Genomic DNA, 18,015 nt, shown 5'->3' on the forward strand with positions numbered 1-18,015 from the left:
CCATGCTTGCTCTAACACAAGGTGACCCGGCAGGTATTGCGCCTGAAATTACTGTAAAAGCATGGCGCATATTGCGCGAAAGCAAGCTCCCCTTTGTTTTTGTGGGAGACCCTACCCTTCTGGAGCAACATGCCCCAGTACAGGCCGTGCGCTATCTGGAACAGGGATCGGATATCTTCTCCCACGCTATTCCCGTGCTCCCCCTCCGACTGGCAACACCTGCCTCTCCCGGAGAACCAGACCGTCAGAATGCATCCAGTGTTATTGAAAGCATCCGTCTGGCCGTAGAATTAGCCCAGAATGGTGAAGCCTCCGCTATTATCACCAACCCTATCAGCAAAGAGGTTATTCAAAGCGCGGGCTTCAAACATCCGGGGCACACCAGCTATCTGGCAGAACTATGCCATGTGCCTGGACAGGAAGTGATGATGCTGGCTGGGCCCTCTCTCAAGGTTGTGCCTGTTACCGTACATGTCTCCCTCCGGCACGCACTGGAGCAGTTAAATACAGAGTTGATTATTAAAACAGCCCGCACAGTTACCACTGGGCTAAAACGCGATTTTGGCCTGAAAGCCCCGCGCATTGCCGTGGCCGGATTAAACCCTCATGCGGGAGAAAACGGCTTGATGGGGCATGAAGAACAACAGATTATCATCCCAGCCATTAAAGCCTTACAGAAGGAGGGGCTTAATATTACCGGCCCCATGCCGCCAGATACCATGTTCACACCCGCAGCGCGCAGCCATTATGATGTGGCTTTGTGCATGTATCATGATCAAGGGCTGATCCCTCTTAAAACACTTGATATGGCAGAAGGTGTGAACGTAACGCTAGGGCTGCCCATTATCCGCACATCGCCCGACCACGGAACAGCCTTTGACATTGCGGGCCAGAACAAGGCAGACCCAAGCAGCCTTGTTGCTGCCATTCGGTTGGCCGCACAGCTTGCGCAAAACAGAAGGAACACAGCATGACTTCAGCTATCCGGCTTGGCGTCAACATTGATCATGTGGCCACCATTCGCAATGCACGTGGGGGCACATATCCAGACCCCGTTGCTGCGGCCCTGTTAGCTATTCAGGCTGGTGCAGATGGTATTACCGCCCATCTGCGTGAAGATAGACGCCATATCCGTGATAAAGATTTAGAACGCCTGCGTGCAGAAATTGCGGCTCCCCTTAATATGGAAATGGCTGCAACAGAAGAAATGGTTGGCATAGCCCTTGGCTTGCGCCCCCATGCCTGCTGCCTTGTGCCCGAACGGCGTGAAGAACTAACTACAGAAGGCGGTCTGAACATAGCGGGGCAACTAGAAACACTTACACCAAAGGTGCAAAAACTCGCACAGGCAGGCATCCGTGTTTCACTGTTTATAGATCCCTCCCCCGCACAAATAGAAGCTGCCGCCAAAACAGGCGCACAAGTTGTCGAACTCCACACTGGCGCTTATGCAGAAGGGAAAGCGGGAGAACTGGAACGCCTGCGTGCCGCAGCCATGCAAGCAGCCTCTCTTGGGTTGGAAGTGCATGCTGGCCACGGGCTGACATTTGAAAATGTTGGCCCCATCGCCAGCCTGCCAGAACTGCGAGAACTCAATATTGGGCACTTTCTGATTGGACAGGCCATTTTTGATGGTCTGGCAGCCGTTGTGCAAAGCATGAAACGCCATATTGCAGAAGGCACGGCCCTTTAAGATGGAAGAACCACAGGAATACAAAACACCCAAAGCCTTACTTGTAGCCGTTATTGGCATGGGTGTGCTGATTGTGGTGGGTGTTGTGGTATTGGCAGGCGTACTTATTCATCGCATGAGTAGTAAACCCACTCCGCCCAACCTTCCGCCGGTTGCGCTATCGGATGCGGCTCCATCTGCCAATCTTTCCACGGCACATGCTACATTACCTGCTGGTGAATACCTGTTAAGCGTAACACGCGTGCGGGATAACGTATTGGCCCTGCATGTTACAGAACAGGGGCAAGACCGGATTCTGTTATGGGATGTGCCAACCGGCCAGTTGCGTACCGGGCTGGATATAAACGCGGCACATTAACACTATGTCTTTGCTTTCTCCCCTTACCGCCATTGGGCTTATGAGTGGCACATCACTTGATGGCGTAGATGCAGCTCTCATACAAACTGATGGCACACGTATATTCCGGCACGGCCCAGCGCTGACCGTGCCTTATACGGCGGAATTACGGGCAGGCCTGCGCCGCATACTGGATGAAGCTCCTCAGCTTGCGTCTTCTGATCCTGCATTACTGTCTGCAGAACATGATCTGACAAAGGTGCATGCCATAGCTGTTGAAAAACTGCGCCAAATGGCACCTGATATGCCAGCCGATCTTATTGGCTTTCATGGTCAGACCATTCTGCACCAGCCTGGGCGCACATGGCAGATTGGCAATGCCATTGCGCTTTCTTCTGCTACAGATTTGCCTGTTATCCATGACTTTCGCAGCGCTGATGTACACGCAGGCGGAGAAGGTGCTCCGCTGGCCCCTTTATATCATGCAGCCCTTTTGCACGATCAGCCACGCCCCGTTGCAATCCTGAATATTGGAGGCGTTGCTAATCTTACTCTGCTGACCTCAACAGGTGAGATTCTGGCCTGTGATACAGGCCCCGGCAATGCTCTGCTGGATGACTGGACTTTCCGCCATACTGGCATCCCCTACGATAAAGATGGGCGCTTGGCACGCAGCGGTAAAGTGTCTGCATCTATTCTGAAGCAGCTCGTGGCACATCCATTTTTTAGCAAACCAGCCCCTAAATCTCTCGACAGGCTAAGCTTTCATACAGCCTTGCAAAATATTGCTGCGCTCTCCCCGGCAGATGGAGCTGCCACACTGGTTGCCTTTACTGCGGAAACCATTGCCCGCACGCCTTTACCAGAGCAGCCTCAAGCATGGTTTGTATGTGGCGGCGGTCGACATAACTCTGCTATTATGGAAGCACTTACTCAACGGTTACCCGGCCAAGTCTCTCCGGCAGAAATTCTTGGATGGAATGGGGATGCGCTGGAAGCCGAGTGCTTTGGATTTTTGGCTGTAAGAAGCCTGTATGGGTTCCCTTTATCACTTCCATCCACCACAGGTGTACCTGCCCCTCAACAAGGTGGTCGGTTAAGTTGCGGCGGCATTACACCATGGAAGGCGAAAGCTGTTTTAAACACGAAATTGCAGTATAATATTGCCTAATACATTTCATTGAACAGGAAAGACTCAAAACCATGAAACGCTTTCTGGCATTCGGCCTGTTGCTTGCTGCCCTTGGCGCGCCGGTACTAGCCTGTTCTGCAAGTGCGCAAACCGTTATTGACGGCAGCGATAAAAAGGCATCCCCTTTTGTAAAAAATACACTCAAGACGCTTACAAAACGCTTTCCGGATACCCACCCTTTTTTCCGCGCAATAACTACGCACCCCAATGCAGAAAAGAAGCAGGTTGTGTGTGGGGAAATCAGCCTGAGTTCCAGTAAAACACCAGAACCCGATAGCTTTATGCTGTTTGGTGCTACGGAAGGTGAAAACGCACCTATTGTTTATGAACCTCGTGAAATCCCACCATCTATTGATTCACGTGAAGTAAATCTGTGGATCAATCACGGAGCGGATCTGGCAGATTTGGAAGAAATGGGTTGCGTGCCAGAGGGTAGCTATCGGCAATATGGCGATAAGCTAAACCAAGTTTTACAGAATAAAAAGCACAGCGCCACACGCTAAAACATCAAGCTGTTTTTTCTGCCCCACTACAAACAGCACCCCTGTTTGTAGTGGAAAAGACACAACTTGGTTTCTCGAACCAAAAAGACATACAGAATAATTGACAGGCGGTAACTTTCATCGCCATCCTTCTCCCGGTCGCGAACAAAAAAAACAAAATGACCGGGTTTTCTGTAATGAAATATCTGAACCTCCTACTCGCCCTGCCCTTTTTAGGGTTACTTTGGACGCCCCTGTATAATAGGCACGATCCTGTTTTGTGGGGTTTTCCATTTTTCTACTGGTACCAATTCGCATGGGTACCAGTAACGTCTGCTCTTATCTGGATTGTCTGGAAAAAGGGGCAAAACACATGAGCACCATAAACCCTTGGGCGCTTGGCGTTTTTGTTTTCTTTTTTGCCGCGACCATTGTTGTTGGCAGTTCCATACAATGGATACGCGGCCTGTTTCATGCCAAACGTGATACCGACAGCCATGAGGAATGGTCACTCGGTGGGCGAGAATTTGGGCCGTGGGTAACATGGTTTTTGGTGGGAGGAGACTTTTACACCGCTTATACGGTTATTGCAGTACCTGCGCTGGTATATGCGGCGGGAGCATATGGCTTTTTTGCGCTGCCTTATACCATTATTGTTTATCCCTTCATTTTTCTTGTTATGCCAAAGCTTTGGAAGATTGCGCGCGCAGGCGGGCACGCAACAGCAGCAGATATTGTAAAAGCACGCTTTAACAGCCGGGCACTGGAAGTGATTATTGCCTTAACCGGGCTGGTAGCGGTTATGCCTTATATTGCGCTCCAGCTTATTGGTATCCGTACTGTGGTGCAGGCTTTAGGATTACCGGGCGATCTACCACTCATTATCGCCTTTATTTCCCTAGCCGCTTACACATGGTTGGGAGGGCTACATGCTCCGGCACTTACGGCCTTTATCAAGGATATTATGATCTATATTGCCGTGCTGGTAGCGGTAACTGTTATACCCCTACACACCGGCGGTTACAGTGCCCTGTTTGCCTCTGCGGTACATACAGATACGGTGCTTAAAACTGGGCAAAGCTTACCTTATGCTACCCTTGCGCTTTCTTCCGCTTTAGCTGCATTTTTATATCCTCATACACTTACGGGTATTCTGGCGTCTCGTTCAGCAGATACCATCAAACAGAATGCTGTTTTCTTACCCGCATACACCATTGTATTGGGGCTTATAGCCATGCTGGGCTTTATGGCGCATGCGGCTGGCATTAACACCACCAATACCTCCATGGTTGTGCCAATGCTGTTCCAAAGTGTATTTCCTGCATGGTTTGCCGGTTTTTGCCTTGCTGCCATTGCCGTAGGGGCATTGGTGCCTGCGGCCGTTATGGCAATTGGCGCGGCCAATCTGGTCACCAACAATTTGCTTCCCCCACAGGCAAATCCAGTACGCACCAGCCGCATTGTAGCTTTTATAGTAAAAATTGGCGCACTGATTTGCGTATTGTTCCTGAACGCGCAGTTTGCCATTGATTTCCAGCTTTTGGGAGGCGTGTTTATTCTACAAACATTCCCTGCGCTTATTCTGGGCCTGTTTCGTGTGCGCTTTTCTGCCGTCGCTATGCTGACTGGGTGGGCTGTAGGCACAGTTTTTGGTGTTAGTATTTGCTGGATGGACGGCCTAAAACCTATTCACCCCGTTAATCTGGGGCTATTTTCTGGCAATATTTCTACTGGCCTTCTTTCTCTGGTTATCAATATTGCCATAGTTGCACTTGTATCCGTAATGGCCCCCGCCAAACAGAATATCCCAGCTAATACAACTGCCTGATGCACAACAGGTGTTAAAAAAGGAAGGCTTATCCCAAGCCTTCCTTTTTCTTAGAAAATCTGCCGTTCCCATTAAAAATTCAGAAAAACGGTTGAAGCTTTTTTTCGATTTTCCGTTTTCTGGAATTCCAGTGTCTGGTCACGCACAAGCTGATAGAGATCTATCCCTTTCTGGCGTGCGGACTCTTCCAGTTCTGCGTAGATATCTTCAAGCAGATAACCTTTTTGTCCTACTTGTCGTGCAAGCAAAGGAGAACGATTCTGCTGGCGACATGTTTCCAAAAACACACTTAAAGCCGCCTCACCTTGGGGCTGTAAGTCCATGGGAGAACGCGCCAGAAAATCCACCTCTGCGTTCAGGCCTATAAAAACCCCACGAAACATACGGCTACCGGCATTAAAGCTGATAACAGCCGGAATGCCGCCGATAAACATCATATCCCGACCAGAAACCGACATTGCTGGGGATCTGCTCCTTCTGTTTCAAACGTAGGTGCTGCTATACTCTTTCCATGCTGTGCCAGAGAGCGCACATCACCGCAAACACTTTCCACACAGAGCTTTCACCATGAAAGACAATCGTTCCGTGCAAATGGATTTTCTTTTGCCAGATATCCGGCCAAACTCCGTGCAGTTGGATGCCGGAGCCGTATTATTGCCCGGTTTCGCTTTGCATGATGCTGAAGCCTATATGCTGGCTGTTCACCGCATTACGCAGCAAGCGCCATTTAGAAAAATGTACACCCCGGGCGGAGGGCAGATGTCTGTTGCCATGACGTGCTGCGGCACATTTGGATGGGTTAGCACATCACAAGGCTACAGCTATACCAGAGTAAACCCTTTTACTGGCCAACCTTGGCCAAATATGCCTACCATTTTTCAAACTTTGGCGCACAAGGCTGCCCAAAAAGCTGGTTTTGCACAATTCCAGCCCAATGCCTGCCTTATCAATTCTTACAGCCCTGGTGCACGCATGGGCCTTCATCAAGACCGCGATGAAGGATGTACGGAACAGCCTGTGGTTTCTCTCTCATTTGGCTTGGAAGCGGTTTTTCTGTGGGGAGGGCTTAAAAGATCAGATCCTACTCGACAAATTTTGCTCAGGGATGGAGATGTTCTGGTGTGGGGTGGGCCTGATCGCTTACGCTTTCATGGCATAAAACCCATTCGGGCTGGCACACATGCCAGAACAGGAGAAACCCGCCTGAATATTACCTTTAGATTTGTGGCGACTTGAACCAATTGAATTTTCTCATGGTGTTTTCTTATAAGGCAGAAATATATGCCCTCTTCTTTTAGCCGTCGTATTTTGCTTACGGGAGCAGCAAGCCTATTCTATTCCTCAACAAAGAAAAGCATGGCATCCGATACCCAAAACAACTTTACACAAGTGGAACGCATTTTTCAGGATGCCATCAAAAACGGTAAAACACCGGGAGCCGTTGCCGCCATTGCCCATAAAGGCCAAGTGGTTTGGAAAGGTGTGTTTGGGCAACGCGCACTTGTACCTCATCCAGAAGCCATGACATGGGATACGCTGTTTGATATGGCGTCTCTTACCAAAGTGCTCATTACTGCTCCGGCCATCATGCAGTTGTATGAACGTGGATTAGTCCAACTAGATGTGCCGGTTTGCCATTATCTTCCTAAATTTTCCGGACAAGGCAAACAGGAAATTACTGTTCGCCAGTTGCTCACGCACTATTCCGGTTTACCGCCAGATCTGGATCTTTCAACACCGTGGATAGGCCGTAATACAGCTATACAGATGGCATTTTCCTGCACGCCCATTCATCCTGCGGGAAAGCTGTTTGTTTATAGTGATATCAACTTTATCCTGCTTGGGCTGATTGTAGAAAAGCTCTCTGACCTGACCCTACAAGACTACGCAACACAAAATATTTTCAAACCACTGGGCCTAAAAAGAACCTTTTTTACTCCAGCTCCCACACTTTCCAGCACAATTGCCCCTACTCAGTATGATGAAAAGGGAAACCTTCTTCGTGGTATCGTGCATGATCCCACAACACGCCGGATGGGAGGTATCGCAGGTCATGCAGGATTATTTTCCTGCGCGGATGATATGACACGCTACGCCATTGCGCTGCTCAACAAACGCGCCGGGCGTTCTTCTCCTTTTCCACTTAAGGCAGAAACACTGGTCATGATGTCATCCCCGCAGCAACCTGCGGGCAAAACCGATCAACGAGGTTTAGGGTGGGATATTGCCACTCATTATTCTACCCCGCGAGGTGATTACTTTCCCATAGGATCGTTTGGCCATACCGGTTTTACGGGTACATCTCTGTGGTTAGTGCCGCAAACAGATAGCTTTGTTCTGATTTTAACAAACAGGGTTCACCCTTACGGAAAGGGCAATGTTATTGTCTTACGGCATGATGTTGCTTCTGCGGCAGCTTTGGCTTTAGAGCGCCTTTGAACAGCAACTTTATACAGGCAACTTCTTTTCAGTGTTCATAAAGGTGCTCACCTATAAACACCGAAAAGAAGTTGCCTAACATATAAAAATTTACCCGATAAATTTAGTCTTCCTGTCGGGCCATCCGGGCCTGCCGTTCTAACCATTTCTGAGCAGATACTTTGCGAGATGGATCAAGCATACGGTAAAGCCGGATCACATCATGCTCATCGGGTGTAATCACCAACTCAATATCTTCCTGCACGTAGCCGGTCAGAAAAATTTCTGGGTCAACATTAAAAAGTGCCGCCAGTTTGGGAATATGCTTTCTGGCGCTTCCTTCCCGTCCGGTTTCCCAAAAAGCGATAGCTGGCCTTGAAACCCCCAGCGCGTCTGCAACCTGCTGCTGCGTAAGTCCAGCGGATTTACGCAGGATCTTGATCCTTTGCCCAAGATCTATCCCGGGTGAAATAACGTCGTCCTGGTCAGCCATTGCTCTTTATATCCATTGCTCCAGAGTTACCGTGGTTCTTGTAGTATGCCCAATATTTTATGGTTGCCATATTTCATGCTCTGCAAAGTATGGCAGATCATTGCAAACTTAATAACCTGATAACATATTTTGTTATATGCAATAAGTAGTCTTAGATTTACAGAAATGCAAAATCAAAAATGTCTTTTTCCATAAATCGTTTAATATTAGCCATTATCTAACATAACACCCCAAATATAGTGCATCCATACACTTAAATATTGCATGCATCACAATGCAGCCATCTCCGCACAAAAGATGTGCATTATTGACATCTTTCTATGTGCCTATAAGATGTAACTGAAATACATTTTATACGGAATCCTCTCCATGCCTTCACCACTTGATGCAAAAACAATCTCAATCATAAAAGCCTGTGTCCCTGCGCTTGAAGCACACGGGCTGGATATTACGCAGGAAATGTATAAACGCCTGCTCTCCAACCCCGATATTCGGGATCTTTTCAATATGTCTCACCAAAAAGATGGAGAACAACCCAAAGCCCTTGCCTTGGCTGTGCTGGCTTATGCCCGCAATATAGAGAACCTAGGCGCACTAGGCGGCATGGTTGAACGTATTGCTGAAAAACATGTTGGACTGAACATTCTTCCAGAGCACTATCCCTACGTAGCTGATGCACTTTTGGGAGCGATTGCTCAGGTATTAGGTGATGCCGCCACCCCCGAAATTCTGGAAGCATGGGGGAAAGCTTACTGGTTCCTGGCAGAAATTCTAATTGGCCGTGAAGAACAGATTTACGAGGCCCATGCCGCAGCACCAGGTGGATGGGTAGGCTGGCGGCCCTTTACGGTACGACGCAAAGTGCGGGAAAGTGATACCATTACATCCTTCGAGTTGGTGCCTGTTGATAACAAACCCATTATGAAGCACGAAGCCGGGCAATATCTCAGCTTTAAGCTGGATGTTCCTGAGCATGGCTCACAACGACGCAACTACAGTATTTCCTCCGAACCCGGCGCAGATCATTACCGCATTAGTGTTCGTCGGGCAGATGGGGGTGTGGTTTCTCAATGGCTGCATGATACTGTGCAAGAAGGACAGGTTCTGGACGTTTCTGCACCAGCAGGAGATTTTACCCCCGGAACAGAAAAAAACAGCAAAATCGTTCTGCTGTGTGCAGGTGTTGGACAAACACCTTTTATTTCTACCCTTGGTGCATTTTTGAAAGATGGCACCAAGCGCAATATCCACTACATCCACGGTGTTCACACTGCACAGGATGAAGCATTTACGGATTATATCTCTACTTTGGCTGAAAAAGATGCTCTTGAAGCTGATATTTTCTATAGCCACTCCCCGTGCCCACAAACCGTTCAAGCAAGAACGTGACGCTGCATGAAGGCAGAATCAGCGCAGAATGGATTAAACCTCGTGTAGATATAACCGCAGATTACAATATCTGTGGCCCCGATAGCTTTATGCGAGATATGATTAAAGCTCTTACAGAAGCTGGTGTGCCGGAAAACCAGATTCATTATGAATTCTTTGGGTCTGCGGCTGATGCAGAACTTGTAGGCGCTTAATTTTACAATGTTGGCCTCTCTATTTGATGAAGAATAGAGAGGCCATTTTTAAACTTTAGTCGGCTATTCTGATGCGCTCAGAATGGCGTAATATGCGGGAAAGCCAGTTGCCCAAAGCCTGCATCCCCGTCACCAACACAATCAATACGGCGACCACTCCTAACATCACGGTAGTGTTAAAGCGCTGATAGCCATAACGAATAGCCAGATCCCCCAAACCGCCAGCCCCAATAGTGCCAGCCATAGCTGATGCACCCACCAAGGTCACCAGTGTAACCGTTATGCCAGATACAAGCGCTGGCATGCTTTCTGGTAGCAAAACATAACGGATAACCATCCACCGTGTTCCGCCCATGGCACGTACGGCATCCACCAATCCATGATCAACTTCCCGCAACGAAACCTCGGCAATGCGTGCAAAATACGGAATAGCAGCAATGGAAAGCGGGACAATGGCAGCCGTTGTGCCCAACGCACTTCCAACAACTATCCGCGTAAATGGAATAAGCAGCACCAGAAGAATAATAAATGGCACAGCCCGGATGGCATCAATCACCACACCAAGTAAACGTGGCAGCACAGGCAATGGGTAAAGGCCACCACGCCCTGCAACAACCATAAAAACAGCTAATGGCAGCCCAAAAAATACTGCAATAATCCCAGATACCAGCACCATTATCAGCGTTTCGACTGTAGCGTGCCATAGCAGATCAAGAATGAGCCGGGACATATCCTACCACTTCTGCTGCATGACAATTTTGCTGAAGAAAGTTCATGGTCGCAACGGAAACATCTCCAATCTGCAACAAAACATCCAACACCTGATATTCCGCATCCTCAGCAGGAATAACGCGCAACAAAGAGGCCTGTGTCTGGCACATCTGCTGCACGTTTTGCAGTAACGGCGCCATAATTAGGTTCTGGTCCACCGTTAACCTGACCACTGCATGACTCCCTTCTTGTGGGCTGCGTTCCATATTCGGGGGTAAGGCAGCTTGTAGGCTGGTTTCTTCCAAAATATCCGCCGGAAGGCCTCGTGCCACAACCCGGCCATGATCCAACACAAGAACATGCTTGGCTAATGCACGCACAACGTCCATTTCATGCGTAATAAAAACAATAGTCAGCCCCAATTCACGATTGATGCTGTTTAACAAAGCCAATATCGACTCTGTCGTTTCAGGGTCCAACGCAGAAGTGGCCTCATCACACAACAGCAAGGCAGGTTGTGCTGCAAGGGCACGGGCGATACCAACACGTTGCTTTTGCCCACCAGAGAGCATAGCCGGATATTTATGAGCATGATCGGCCAAACCCACCAGATCAAGCAGTTCCGATACACGCTTCACGCGCTGATCCCGTGGTATGCCTGCAATTTCTAATGGCAAAGCCACATTGGCCGCTACAGTGCGGGATGTCAGCAAATTGAAATGCTGGAACACAAGCCCAATACGCCGGCGTAAAGGAATAATCTGAGATTCTGGAAGAACCGCCAGATCCTGCCCTTCTAACAAAATACGCCCCGATTGAGGACGATCCAGCCCGCACAGGCACCGTAATAGGGTGGACTTGCCCGCCCCAGAGCGCCCGATGATGCCGAGACTATCGCCTTTTTCAACCGTAAACGAAATATCCTTAAGGGCAGGCTGCCCGCCAAATGAGCGGGTAAGATGTTCAACCTGTAAAAGACTCATGACCAACCCGGCACAACTGCACCATGAAAAGCCTGTGCCAACGCCTGTTTGACATTATCTTGCTGAAAAGCTGAAACCAGCTTGCTCACCCATGGTGCACCCTTATCTGCTTCGTTCACCGCAATAAAGCAGACATACGGGTTATTTTGTGGAGCTTCCTGCGCAATCCGCTCTTTCTGTAAATCAATACCTGCTTTGTTGGCCCAATCTGTATTTACCACAGCAGCATCCATATCTGGCAGTGCGCGCCCCACCATTCCAGCATCCATTTCTTTTACAGAAATCTGGCGTGGGTTTTCGGTAATATCCAATGCAGTCGGCACTAAACCAGCATCTTCTGCCACTTTAATCAGCCCCAGTTTTTGCAGCAACAAAAGGGCACGCCCTTCATTTGTTGGGTCATTAGGCACACCAATAACTGCTTTGTTGGGCAGTTCTGCAACAGACTTCCAGCGCCGAGAATACAAACCTATGGGAGACAGATACGTGTTGCCGACAGACACAATATGGAAATTCTTGGCCTTGTTCTGTGCTTCCAGAAATGGCCCATGCTGGAACGCATTTGCATCCAGTTCGTGCTCAGCCAATGCCTCATTCGGCGCATTGTAATCTGAAAACGGAATAATCTTGAGTGTCAGCCCTTCCTTGGCGGCATTTTCTGCCACCACACGCCAAACATCTTCATCTTCCCCGGCAATAATGCCGATCCGCAAAACCTGACCATCTGCACGCGCAACACCGTAGGGGGCCATCATGGCCACGCCCATTCCGGCAAGCATTACCCTACGGGATAAAAAGGACGAAGACATGATTTATAGTCCATTCCAGATAAATACGATTTTGTGTGTATAAACAGAAAATAACACGTAAATGTCAAGTTTATACGGGAGAGCCACCCGTACGCTCCTTACCCTTTGAACACAGGCCCTTCTGGCAACAGCTTGCCGGGATTTAGAATGTTCAACGGATCCAGCGTTGCTTTCAACGCCCGCATGACAGCCAGAGCCCCTGCCCCATGCTCGGTTTCAAGAAATTCCAGCTTGCCCAAACCCACACCATGTTCACCACTGCATGAGCCCCCCATCGCCAAGGCTCGTGCAACAATCTTGCGATCAAGATCAAGCGCGCGGGCATGCCCAGTATCACTATCTTCTGTCATGATCAGGGTATGGAAATTGCCATCACCAACATGGCCTAAAATAGCAGCCTGCAAGCCAGAGGCCGCAATATCCTGTCGAACGCCATCTATCAGATCTGCCAAGCGAGAAATGGGCACAATGCAATCCGTGCTGATAACACGCGCTGCAGGATCAATCGCCTTGGCAGCCCAAAACGCATTGTGCCGCGCCTTCCAAAGGCGTGCGCGCTCATCCGCCGTATCGGCCCACATAAAGCGCAACCCATTGTTTTCGCGCGCAATGTCTTCCGTAACACTCACCTGTTCACGCACGGATTCTGGCGCACCAGCAAATTCAAAAAACAGGGTTGTAAGAGGCTGTAGATCTGTCAGGCCAGAATAACTGATACTGGCAGCCATCTGCACATCGTCCATCAGTTCCACCCGGGCGATAGGCACCCCCATCTGGATGATTTCAATAGCTGTGCTGACGGCATCATGCAGATTTTCAAACTGGCAAATGGCAGCCGAAAGCTGTTCGGGAATACCATGGAGGCGCAACTGCACTTCTGTAATAATCCCTAGCGTGCCCTCAGACCCTACGAACAAAGACGTAAGATCATACCCGGTGGAAGACTTGCGCACCCGCCCACCAGTACGAATAACCTCTCCATTTGCCAGCACAACAGTTAACCCAAGCACATTTTCTTTCATGGTGCCGTAACGCACAGCGGCTGTGCCAGAAGCACGCGTGGCGCACATGCCGCCCAATGTTGCTTCCCCACCCGGATCAACCGGAAAAAACAAGCCCGTATCCCGCAACTGAACATTCAGCACTTGCCGGGTCAGACCCGCCTGCACACGGCAATCCAGATCAGCCGGATTAACTTCCAGCACTTCTGTCATACGGGAAAGATCAAGGCTAATGGCATGCTCTGGGGGCGTAACATGCCCTTCCACCGATGTGCCTGCCCCAAATGCAACCACTGGAACCTGATAATGATGGCAAAGCTTGAGCACTTCGGACACATCCGCCGTGCTTTCAGCAAACACCACGGCAGTGGGCATACGGGCCACCTGCAAAGCCTCTCCATGACTATGGGCTTCACAAACAGACTCATTGCACGAAACACGTTCATTAAACTGTGCTTTTAGTTCCGCCAGCACAGCCTCAGCCCGCTTGGCAGCGTCTGCATGGGGTAATGAAGTGTTTATCATGTTCTGTCCTGTCTTTCCGATAAGCGGCGACTTTTTAAATCGGCTGGCAAAGGTGCCGCAAATATCAACGGCTTGGTCTTGTATCTTAAATTAGTAACGCGGTGAGATCACACGATGGCGTACAACCTCTCCAACAATCACCAGTGCCGGACTTTGTATCTGCTGTTCGGCCACCAGTGCTGGTAGGGTCGCTAATGTGCCCTCGCATACTCTCTGCTCTGGCAAAGTACCTTTTTCCACAACAGCGACAGGCCAGTTTTCAGGCAATCCGTGCTTAACAAGCTGGGCACAAAGCTGAGAAAGCATTGTTAGCCCCATATAAATCACCACTGTCTGATTTTTAAGAGCAATGGTTTCCCATTCCAGATTCAGCACGCCGTCTGCACGTGCATGTCCCGTAATAAACAGGCAGGCCTGCGCGCAATCACGATGTGTAAGTGGAATACCAGCATATGCCGCACATCCATTGGCAGCAGAAATACCCGGAATAATCCGGAACGGTACACCGGCCTCTACCAATGTTTCCAGTTCTTCCCCGCCTCGGCCAAATATAAAAGGATCTCCGCCTTTCAGACGCAAAACCCGCTGGCCAGCCTGTGCACGCCGCACCAGTTCATGATTAATGTCTTCCTGTGGCAATGTATGACGATTGCGCTTTTTTCCTACAAAAACACGTTCGGCATCTCGCCGCACATAATTCAAAATTTCTGGACCAACCAGATTGTCATACAGAATAACGTCCGCATCCTGCATAAACCGTAAAGCAGCCAGAGTTAGCAAATCAGGATTACCCGGCCCTGCCCCAACCAACCAGACCTCACCGCGGGCAGCGTTCCCCTCTTCCAGCTCCTGCAGGCTGCGTGTGGCTTCAACCGTATTGCCTGCCAAAGCAACGCGTGCACCTTCTCCATCAAGAAAATGTTCCCACAACTGCCGACGTGCCGAAGTATCAGGGATACGCTGGCGCAATTCATCCCGCATAGTGGACATAAAATCTGCCAGACGGTGCAGGCCTTCTGGCAGAACACGCTCCACCATTGTTCTTAACCTACGGGCAAGAACGGGAGCGGCTCCTCCAGTAGAAATAGCAACCTGCACTTTCCCTCGTGTGACCAATGCAGGCGTAATAAATGTGGAAATAGCCGGATCATCCACGGCGCAAACTGGCACATTCTCCGCTTTGCATAGAGTGGCAAGTGCTTGGTTCAGATCTCGATCATTGGTTGCCAGATAAACCAGACGACAGCCAGCAAGGCGCGGCTGCAAATCCTGTGCAGATGTATCCTGCGGAAAATGGTGTATGGTGCCTTTATCCACCATCCGTTCAAGTTCGGAACACAAGGAAGCCGAAAGCACCTCAACCCGCGCACCTGTGGATACAAGAAGCTGCACCTTGCTAGCGGCAACATTTCCGCCACCCACAACAAGAACCCGCTCGCCTTCCATGCGAAACACGACGGGAAACCAACCTGTATTTTCTGACAAACCTTGCATAGCGCCTCTGCAAGCAGGCTTCTGCTCTAGATGCAAGAGCCCAAACACCTCAAACGCGAAAAAGATTTCCAGACCCTACCTTTATGGGCAAAAAGCCGCCTGTTTAATGTATGAAAATTGCTGACATAAATTGAAACGCACCTATTCAATATTTGGAAAAGTTATATTCTCTGAAGCTCGATGTTGACCCAGCTTACCAACTTCACCCTTGCTACATGACCTTTATGAACCTTCCCTATTATTATCATATACTTTTGAATGTTTGCGTTAGCTCTCCCCTGTAATTGGCCGTATTCTGCCAAAAATCAAACGTTTGCCTGCGTTTTTCCACCAAAACGTATACACCTCCAAAGAATCTGCTTGTGCTGAAGATATTTTTCTCGTAGGAAGCCGCATCAGCCTCTTGTCCCGTTCGTCTAGAGGCCTAGGACACCGCCCTTTCACGGCGGCAACACGGGTTCGAATCCCGTACGGGACGCCAAGTTTTTCAAGGACTTGCAGCAGGTTAATCTGAAAATCGTTGATTTTTGAGCCAATCCCGAGCCAAACTGGGAGAGGATCGAATAACGATGACCAAACCACCAAAAGAGACCCTCAAGGACCCTGTGACAGGGAAGCCGTTGCCCAAGGGCGTCTGGTATCGTGGCCCCGGCCAGTATCAGGCCCGCAAGATGGTGAACGGCAAACGTCACCGCGAAACCTTTGCGTCAGCCAGCCTCGCCCGCCGCTGGCTTCAGGACGTACGGGCCAAGGCGCATGTGGGCCAACTTGAGCCACCCACACGCAAGAGAAACCAGATCACTTTTGGTGAACTCTTTGAGCGCTTCGGCCGGGAGCGCATGACAGAACGCGATGCCGATCGTATGGGCCATCTTCCAGCCCTTCTTAGTTCCGACATTGCCTTATTGAAAATCGACAAATGGACCAATGGCGATGTCCGGGATTTTCGTGACACCATGCTGGCAGCGGGACTGGCCAAGGGAACCGTCGTCAAACGCCTGAACATGATTGCGGCCATCATCGAGTACGCCAACTCGGAATGGGACACGACCATCCTCAATCATGCTTCCGCCAAAAGGACCAAACGGCCCGAGGGAGCGGATCGCAAGAGAAACCGGAGATTAAAGGACGGCGAAGAAGACGAACTTCTGCGGGCTGCTTCTCGGCCAGACGGGGTTTTCAGGCATTACCCTGATGTGGTGTGGCTCATCAGGTGGTCGATTGAACAAGGCTGCCGCTTAGGGGAATCTCTCAGTCTGCGCTGGCAGGATATCGACTTCCGCAGGCAGACCATTTCCCTCGCCCGTGTGAAGAGTGACCGGCATAGAGAAGAGCTCGGTCCCGAGATCCGCCCCATGACCAAGGGTGCACAACGTGTCCTGATGGAAAAGCGGGCCACCATGGAAACGGTACCAGACCGAAAAGATTTTGTCTTTTCGGTGGGGGAGAGAAAAATCTTTTCTGTCCTGTTTGGTCGCATGACCCGGCAGGCCGGAATTCAGGGCCTGACCTTTCATGACTTGCGCCATGAAGCGACATCGCGTCTGGCGCGCTATCTGAACCCAATTGAACTGACCCGGGTCACAGGCCATCGAGACCTGAAGTCGCTCAATCGCTACTATCAGCCTGTGCCAGGAGATATTGCGGACAAGACGCGCTAACTGCCAGCCAGGATAATCAAAGGTAACCAGAGCGCGTTTTACTGGAAGCCGATAACACGGGTGAAGAGGAAGGCTGCCAACGCCATCACGGAGAAGAGAAACAGATCAGGATGCGGGCAGGTCAGAACCAGTGCACCTCGTCCGCGCTGACGGCGGCGACGCTTTTCAAACCGTTCGGTTTCAAAAAGCTTTTCTTCAATAAAGAGATCGAGATCTTCCTGGCGAAACAGCCGCATGCTGCCGATCTTGACGGACCGTGGGCCAATTCGCTGCGAAACCCAGTTGGCCAGCGTTCCCTTGGCGATCCCAAGATAATCTGCTGCCTCTTGATACCGCATCAATCCCCGCCTTACATAGGCGGAAATACGTTGTGAGGCGGACGCCGGTTCCAGACTATCCTGTTGAGGCAAGCGTGTAGCGTTTCGTGACATGATGACCCTCTGCGATGGCCAGATCCGTGACACTCACGAATCACTTTCTCCTTTAATGATAACTCACAATTCTGAAACCGCCAGCGAGGGATAGAAACCGGCCGAGAATGATACCCCTATTTTCTGAGCCAAAAGTGCTTCCATCAAGCGCCGCTTCTCCTTATGAAAAAATCGTTCAGGAAAGGCGGCCTTCGGGGGGAAGCCGAATGTCAGGTTTCGGATAGGAACTGGAAAACCGGACATTCGTTTAGTAGTTCTATTTATAATTCCCGCTCGATTATAAATTAGAGTTTTTCGTGTAAATCAGATAATTAACAATATCCATCAATACAATGCCATGAAAAACACCCCGTCCTAGCCTGATGAGGGTGCCC

At 49.9% G+C, this 18,015-nt stretch carries 18 protein-coding genes, 1 tRNA gene and 1 pseudogene; 12 read left to right on the plus strand and 8 right to left on the minus strand.

The annotated features are described in order from the left end of the window. Window positions 1–2: 2 nt before the first annotated feature. The 7 genes from pdxA (at window position 3) to DS739_RS10655 (ending at window position 5,532) form a co-directional block, all read left to right on the plus strand. On the plus strand, window positions 3–974 hold the full coding sequence (gene pdxA, locus DS739_RS10625) for a 4-hydroxythreonine-4-phosphate dehydrogenase PdxA (protein WP_006115913.1): 972 nt from the start codon (window positions 3–5) through the stop codon (window positions 972–974). Continuing rightward, window positions 971–1,693 carry a pyridoxine 5'-phosphate synthase gene (locus DS739_RS10630; RefSeq protein ID WP_006115912.1) on the plus strand — a complete coding sequence of 241 codons (723 nt, stop codon included), beginning with the start codon at window positions 971–973 and terminating at the stop codon, window positions 1,691–1,693. The genes pdxA and DS739_RS10630 overlap by 4 nt, the downstream gene beginning before the upstream one ends. Before the next feature lies 1 nt (window position 1,694). Then, window positions 1,695–2,051: a DUF6476 family protein gene (locus tag DS739_RS10635; protein WP_035353316.1), complete on the plus strand. Its 357-nt coding sequence runs from the start codon at window positions 1,695–1,697 to the stop codon at window positions 2,049–2,051. A 4-nt stretch (window positions 2,052–2,055) separates the two neighbouring features. After that, a complete protein-coding gene (locus DS739_RS10640) occupies window positions 2,056–3,201 on the plus strand; it encodes an anhydro-N-acetylmuramic acid kinase (RefSeq protein WP_006115911.1) in 1,146 nt (381 codons plus the stop codon). Between the two features lie 32 nt (window positions 3,202–3,233). Continuing rightward, entirely contained in the window at window positions 3,234–3,725 is a 492-nt protein-coding gene (locus DS739_RS10645; RefSeq protein ID WP_006115910.1) for a hypothetical protein, read from the plus strand. Window positions 3,726–3,883: 158 nt separating this feature from the next. Further along, window positions 3,884–4,081 carry a DUF3311 domain-containing protein gene (locus DS739_RS10650; RefSeq protein ID WP_081461426.1) on the plus strand — a complete coding sequence of 66 codons (198 nt, stop codon included), beginning with the start codon at window positions 3,884–3,886 and terminating at the stop codon, window positions 4,079–4,081. Further along, a complete protein-coding gene (locus tag DS739_RS10655) occupies window positions 4,078–5,532 on the plus strand; it encodes a sodium:solute symporter (RefSeq protein WP_035353313.1) in 1,455 nt (484 codons plus the stop codon). The genes DS739_RS10650 and DS739_RS10655 overlap by 4 nt, the downstream gene beginning before the upstream one ends. A gap of 71 nt (window positions 5,533–5,603) precedes the next feature. Here the strand turns inward: DS739_RS10655 and DS739_RS10660 are convergent, their stop codons facing one another. Beyond that, window positions 5,604–5,990, minus strand: a complete 387-nt coding sequence (locus DS739_RS10660) for a hypothetical protein (RefSeq protein WP_006115908.1) — start codon at window positions 5,988–5,990, stop codon at window positions 5,604–5,606. A 109-nt stretch (window positions 5,991–6,099) separates the two neighbouring features. Between DS739_RS10660 and alkB the strand changes: the two genes are divergently transcribed. Both alkB and DS739_RS10670 read left to right on the plus strand, forming a co-directional pair. Beyond that, window positions 6,100–6,768: a DNA oxidative demethylase AlkB gene (alkB, locus tag DS739_RS10665; protein ID WP_035353310.1), complete on the plus strand. Its 669-nt coding sequence runs from the start codon at window positions 6,100–6,102 to the stop codon at window positions 6,766–6,768. A gap of 45 nt (window positions 6,769–6,813) precedes the next feature. Beyond that, window positions 6,814–7,971, plus strand: a complete 1,158-nt coding sequence (locus DS739_RS10670; protein ID WP_006115906.1) for a serine hydrolase — start codon at window positions 6,814–6,816, stop codon at window positions 7,969–7,971. 103 nt (window positions 7,972–8,074) lie between these two features. Here the strand turns inward: DS739_RS10670 and DS739_RS10675 are convergent, their stop codons facing one another. Continuing rightward, a complete protein-coding gene (locus DS739_RS10675; RefSeq protein ID WP_003626381.1) occupies window positions 8,075–8,443 on the minus strand; it encodes a helix-turn-helix domain-containing protein in 369 nt (122 codons plus the stop codon). Window positions 8,444–8,812: 369 nt separating this feature from the next. On the opposite strand from DS739_RS10675, the pseudogene hmpA reads away from it, so the two are divergent. Beyond that, window positions 8,813–10,026 (plus strand): annotated as a pseudogene (hmpA, locus tag DS739_RS10680) (NO-inducible flavohemoprotein). A 55-nt stretch (window positions 10,027–10,081) separates the two neighbouring features. Here the strand turns inward: hmpA and DS739_RS10685 are convergent. The 5 genes from DS739_RS10685 to cysG form a co-directional block, all read right to left on the minus strand. Further along, window positions 10,082–10,756, minus strand: coding sequence for a methionine ABC transporter permease (locus DS739_RS10685; protein ID WP_006115904.1), 675 nt, complete (start codon window positions 10,754–10,756; stop codon window positions 10,082–10,084). Further along, entirely contained in the window at window positions 10,737–11,720 is a 984-nt protein-coding gene (locus DS739_RS10690; RefSeq protein WP_035353307.1) for a methionine ABC transporter ATP-binding protein, read from the minus strand. Before DS739_RS10690 ends, DS739_RS10685 begins: the two co-directional genes overlap by 20 nt. Continuing rightward, the gene (locus tag DS739_RS10695) at window positions 11,717–12,529 is read right to left on the minus strand and encodes a MetQ/NlpA family ABC transporter substrate-binding protein (protein WP_006115902.1); all 813 of its coding nucleotides are present in this window, start codon (window positions 12,527–12,529) and stop codon (window positions 11,717–11,719) included. Before DS739_RS10695 ends, DS739_RS10690 begins: the two co-directional genes overlap by 4 nt. 98 nt (window positions 12,530–12,627) lie before the next feature. After that, entirely contained in the window at window positions 12,628–14,055 is a 1,428-nt protein-coding gene (locus DS739_RS10700; RefSeq protein WP_006115901.1) for an FAD-binding oxidoreductase, read from the minus strand. Window positions 14,056–14,145: 90 nt separating this feature from the next. Continuing rightward, window positions 14,146–15,549, minus strand: coding sequence for a siroheme synthase CysG (cysG, locus tag DS739_RS10705; RefSeq protein WP_035353304.1), 1,404 nt, complete (start codon window positions 15,547–15,549; stop codon window positions 14,146–14,148). 405 nt (window positions 15,550–15,954) lie between these two features. Here cysG and DS739_RS10710 point away from each other — a divergent pair. Both DS739_RS10710 and DS739_RS10715 read left to right on the plus strand, forming a co-directional pair. Then, window positions 15,955–16,030 (plus strand) — tRNA-Glu (locus DS739_RS10710). An 88-nt stretch (window positions 16,031–16,118) separates the two neighbouring features. Continuing rightward, on the plus strand, window positions 16,119–17,210 hold the full coding sequence (locus tag DS739_RS10715; RefSeq protein ID WP_035352148.1) for a site-specific integrase: 1,092 nt from the start codon (window positions 16,119–16,121) through the stop codon (window positions 17,208–17,210). Between the two features lie 38 nt (window positions 17,211–17,248). Here the strand turns inward: DS739_RS10715 and DS739_RS10720 are convergent, their stop codons facing one another. Then, window positions 17,249–17,641 carry a helix-turn-helix domain-containing protein gene (locus DS739_RS10720; protein WP_232517466.1) on the minus strand — a complete coding sequence of 131 codons (393 nt, stop codon included), beginning with the start codon at window positions 17,639–17,641 and terminating at the stop codon, window positions 17,249–17,251. Between the last annotated feature and the right edge of the window lie 374 nt (window positions 17,642–18,015).

The sequence above is a fragment of the Acetobacter sp. JWB genome (genome assembly GCF_003323795.1).
Lineage (GTDB): Bacteria > Pseudomonadota > Alphaproteobacteria > Acetobacterales > Acetobacteraceae > Acetobacter > Acetobacter oryzifermentans.

What these genes read in the sequence shown, in the direction of transcription:
- pdxA (WP_006115913.1), top strand. Translation starts at nt 3, where the DNA reads ATGCTTGCTCTAACACAAGGTGACCCGGCAGGTATTGCGCCTGAAATT.
- DS739_RS10630 (WP_006115912.1), top strand. Translation starts at nt 971, where the DNA reads ATGACTTCAGCTATCCGGCTTGGCGTCAACATTGATCATGTGGCCACC.
- DS739_RS10635 (WP_035353316.1), top strand. Translation starts at nt 1,695, where the DNA reads ATGGAAGAACCACAGGAATACAAAACACCCAAAGCCTTACTTGTAGCC.
- DS739_RS10640 (WP_006115911.1), top strand. Translation starts at nt 2,056, where the DNA reads ATGTCTTTGCTTTCTCCCCTTACCGCCATTGGGCTTATGAGTGGCACA.
- DS739_RS10645 (WP_006115910.1), top strand. Translation starts at nt 3,234, where the DNA reads ATGAAACGCTTTCTGGCATTCGGCCTGTTGCTTGCTGCCCTTGGCGCG.
- DS739_RS10650 (WP_081461426.1), top strand. Translation starts at nt 3,884, where the DNA reads ATGACCGGGTTTTCTGTAATGAAATATCTGAACCTCCTACTCGCCCTG.
- DS739_RS10655 (WP_035353313.1), top strand. Translation starts at nt 4,078, where the DNA reads ATGAGCACCATAAACCCTTGGGCGCTTGGCGTTTTTGTTTTCTTTTTT.
- DS739_RS10660 (WP_006115908.1), bottom strand. Translation starts at nt 5,990, where the DNA reads ATGTCGGTTTCTGGTCGGGATATGATGTTTATCGGCGGCATTCCGGCT.
- alkB (WP_035353310.1), top strand. Translation starts at nt 6,100, where the DNA reads ATGAAAGACAATCGTTCCGTGCAAATGGATTTTCTTTTGCCAGATATC.
- DS739_RS10670 (WP_006115906.1), top strand. Translation starts at nt 6,814, where the DNA reads ATGCCCTCTTCTTTTAGCCGTCGTATTTTGCTTACGGGAGCAGCAAGC.
- DS739_RS10675 (WP_003626381.1), bottom strand. Translation starts at nt 8,443, where the DNA reads ATGGCTGACCAGGACGACGTTATTTCACCCGGGATAGATCTTGGGCAA.
- DS739_RS10685 (WP_006115904.1), bottom strand. Translation starts at nt 10,756, where the DNA reads ATGTCCCGGCTCATTCTTGATCTGCTATGGCACGCTACAGTCGAAACG.
- DS739_RS10690 (WP_035353307.1), bottom strand. Translation starts at nt 11,720, where the DNA reads ATGAGTCTTTTACAGGTTGAACATCTTACCCGCTCATTTGGCGGGCAG.
- DS739_RS10695 (WP_006115902.1), bottom strand. Translation starts at nt 12,529, where the DNA reads ATGTCTTCGTCCTTTTTATCCCGTAGGGTAATGCTTGCCGGAATGGGC.
- DS739_RS10700 (WP_006115901.1), bottom strand. Translation starts at nt 14,055, where the DNA reads ATGATAAACACTTCATTACCCCATGCAGACGCTGCCAAGCGGGCTGAG.
- cysG (WP_035353304.1), bottom strand. Translation starts at nt 15,549, where the DNA reads ATGCAAGGTTTGTCAGAAAATACAGGTTGGTTTCCCGTCGTGTTTCGC.
- DS739_RS10715 (WP_035352148.1), top strand. Translation starts at nt 16,119, where the DNA reads ATGACCAAACCACCAAAAGAGACCCTCAAGGACCCTGTGACAGGGAAG.
- DS739_RS10720 (WP_232517466.1), bottom strand. Translation starts at nt 17,641, where the DNA reads ATGTCACGAAACGCTACACGCTTGCCTCAACAGGATAGTCTGGAACCG.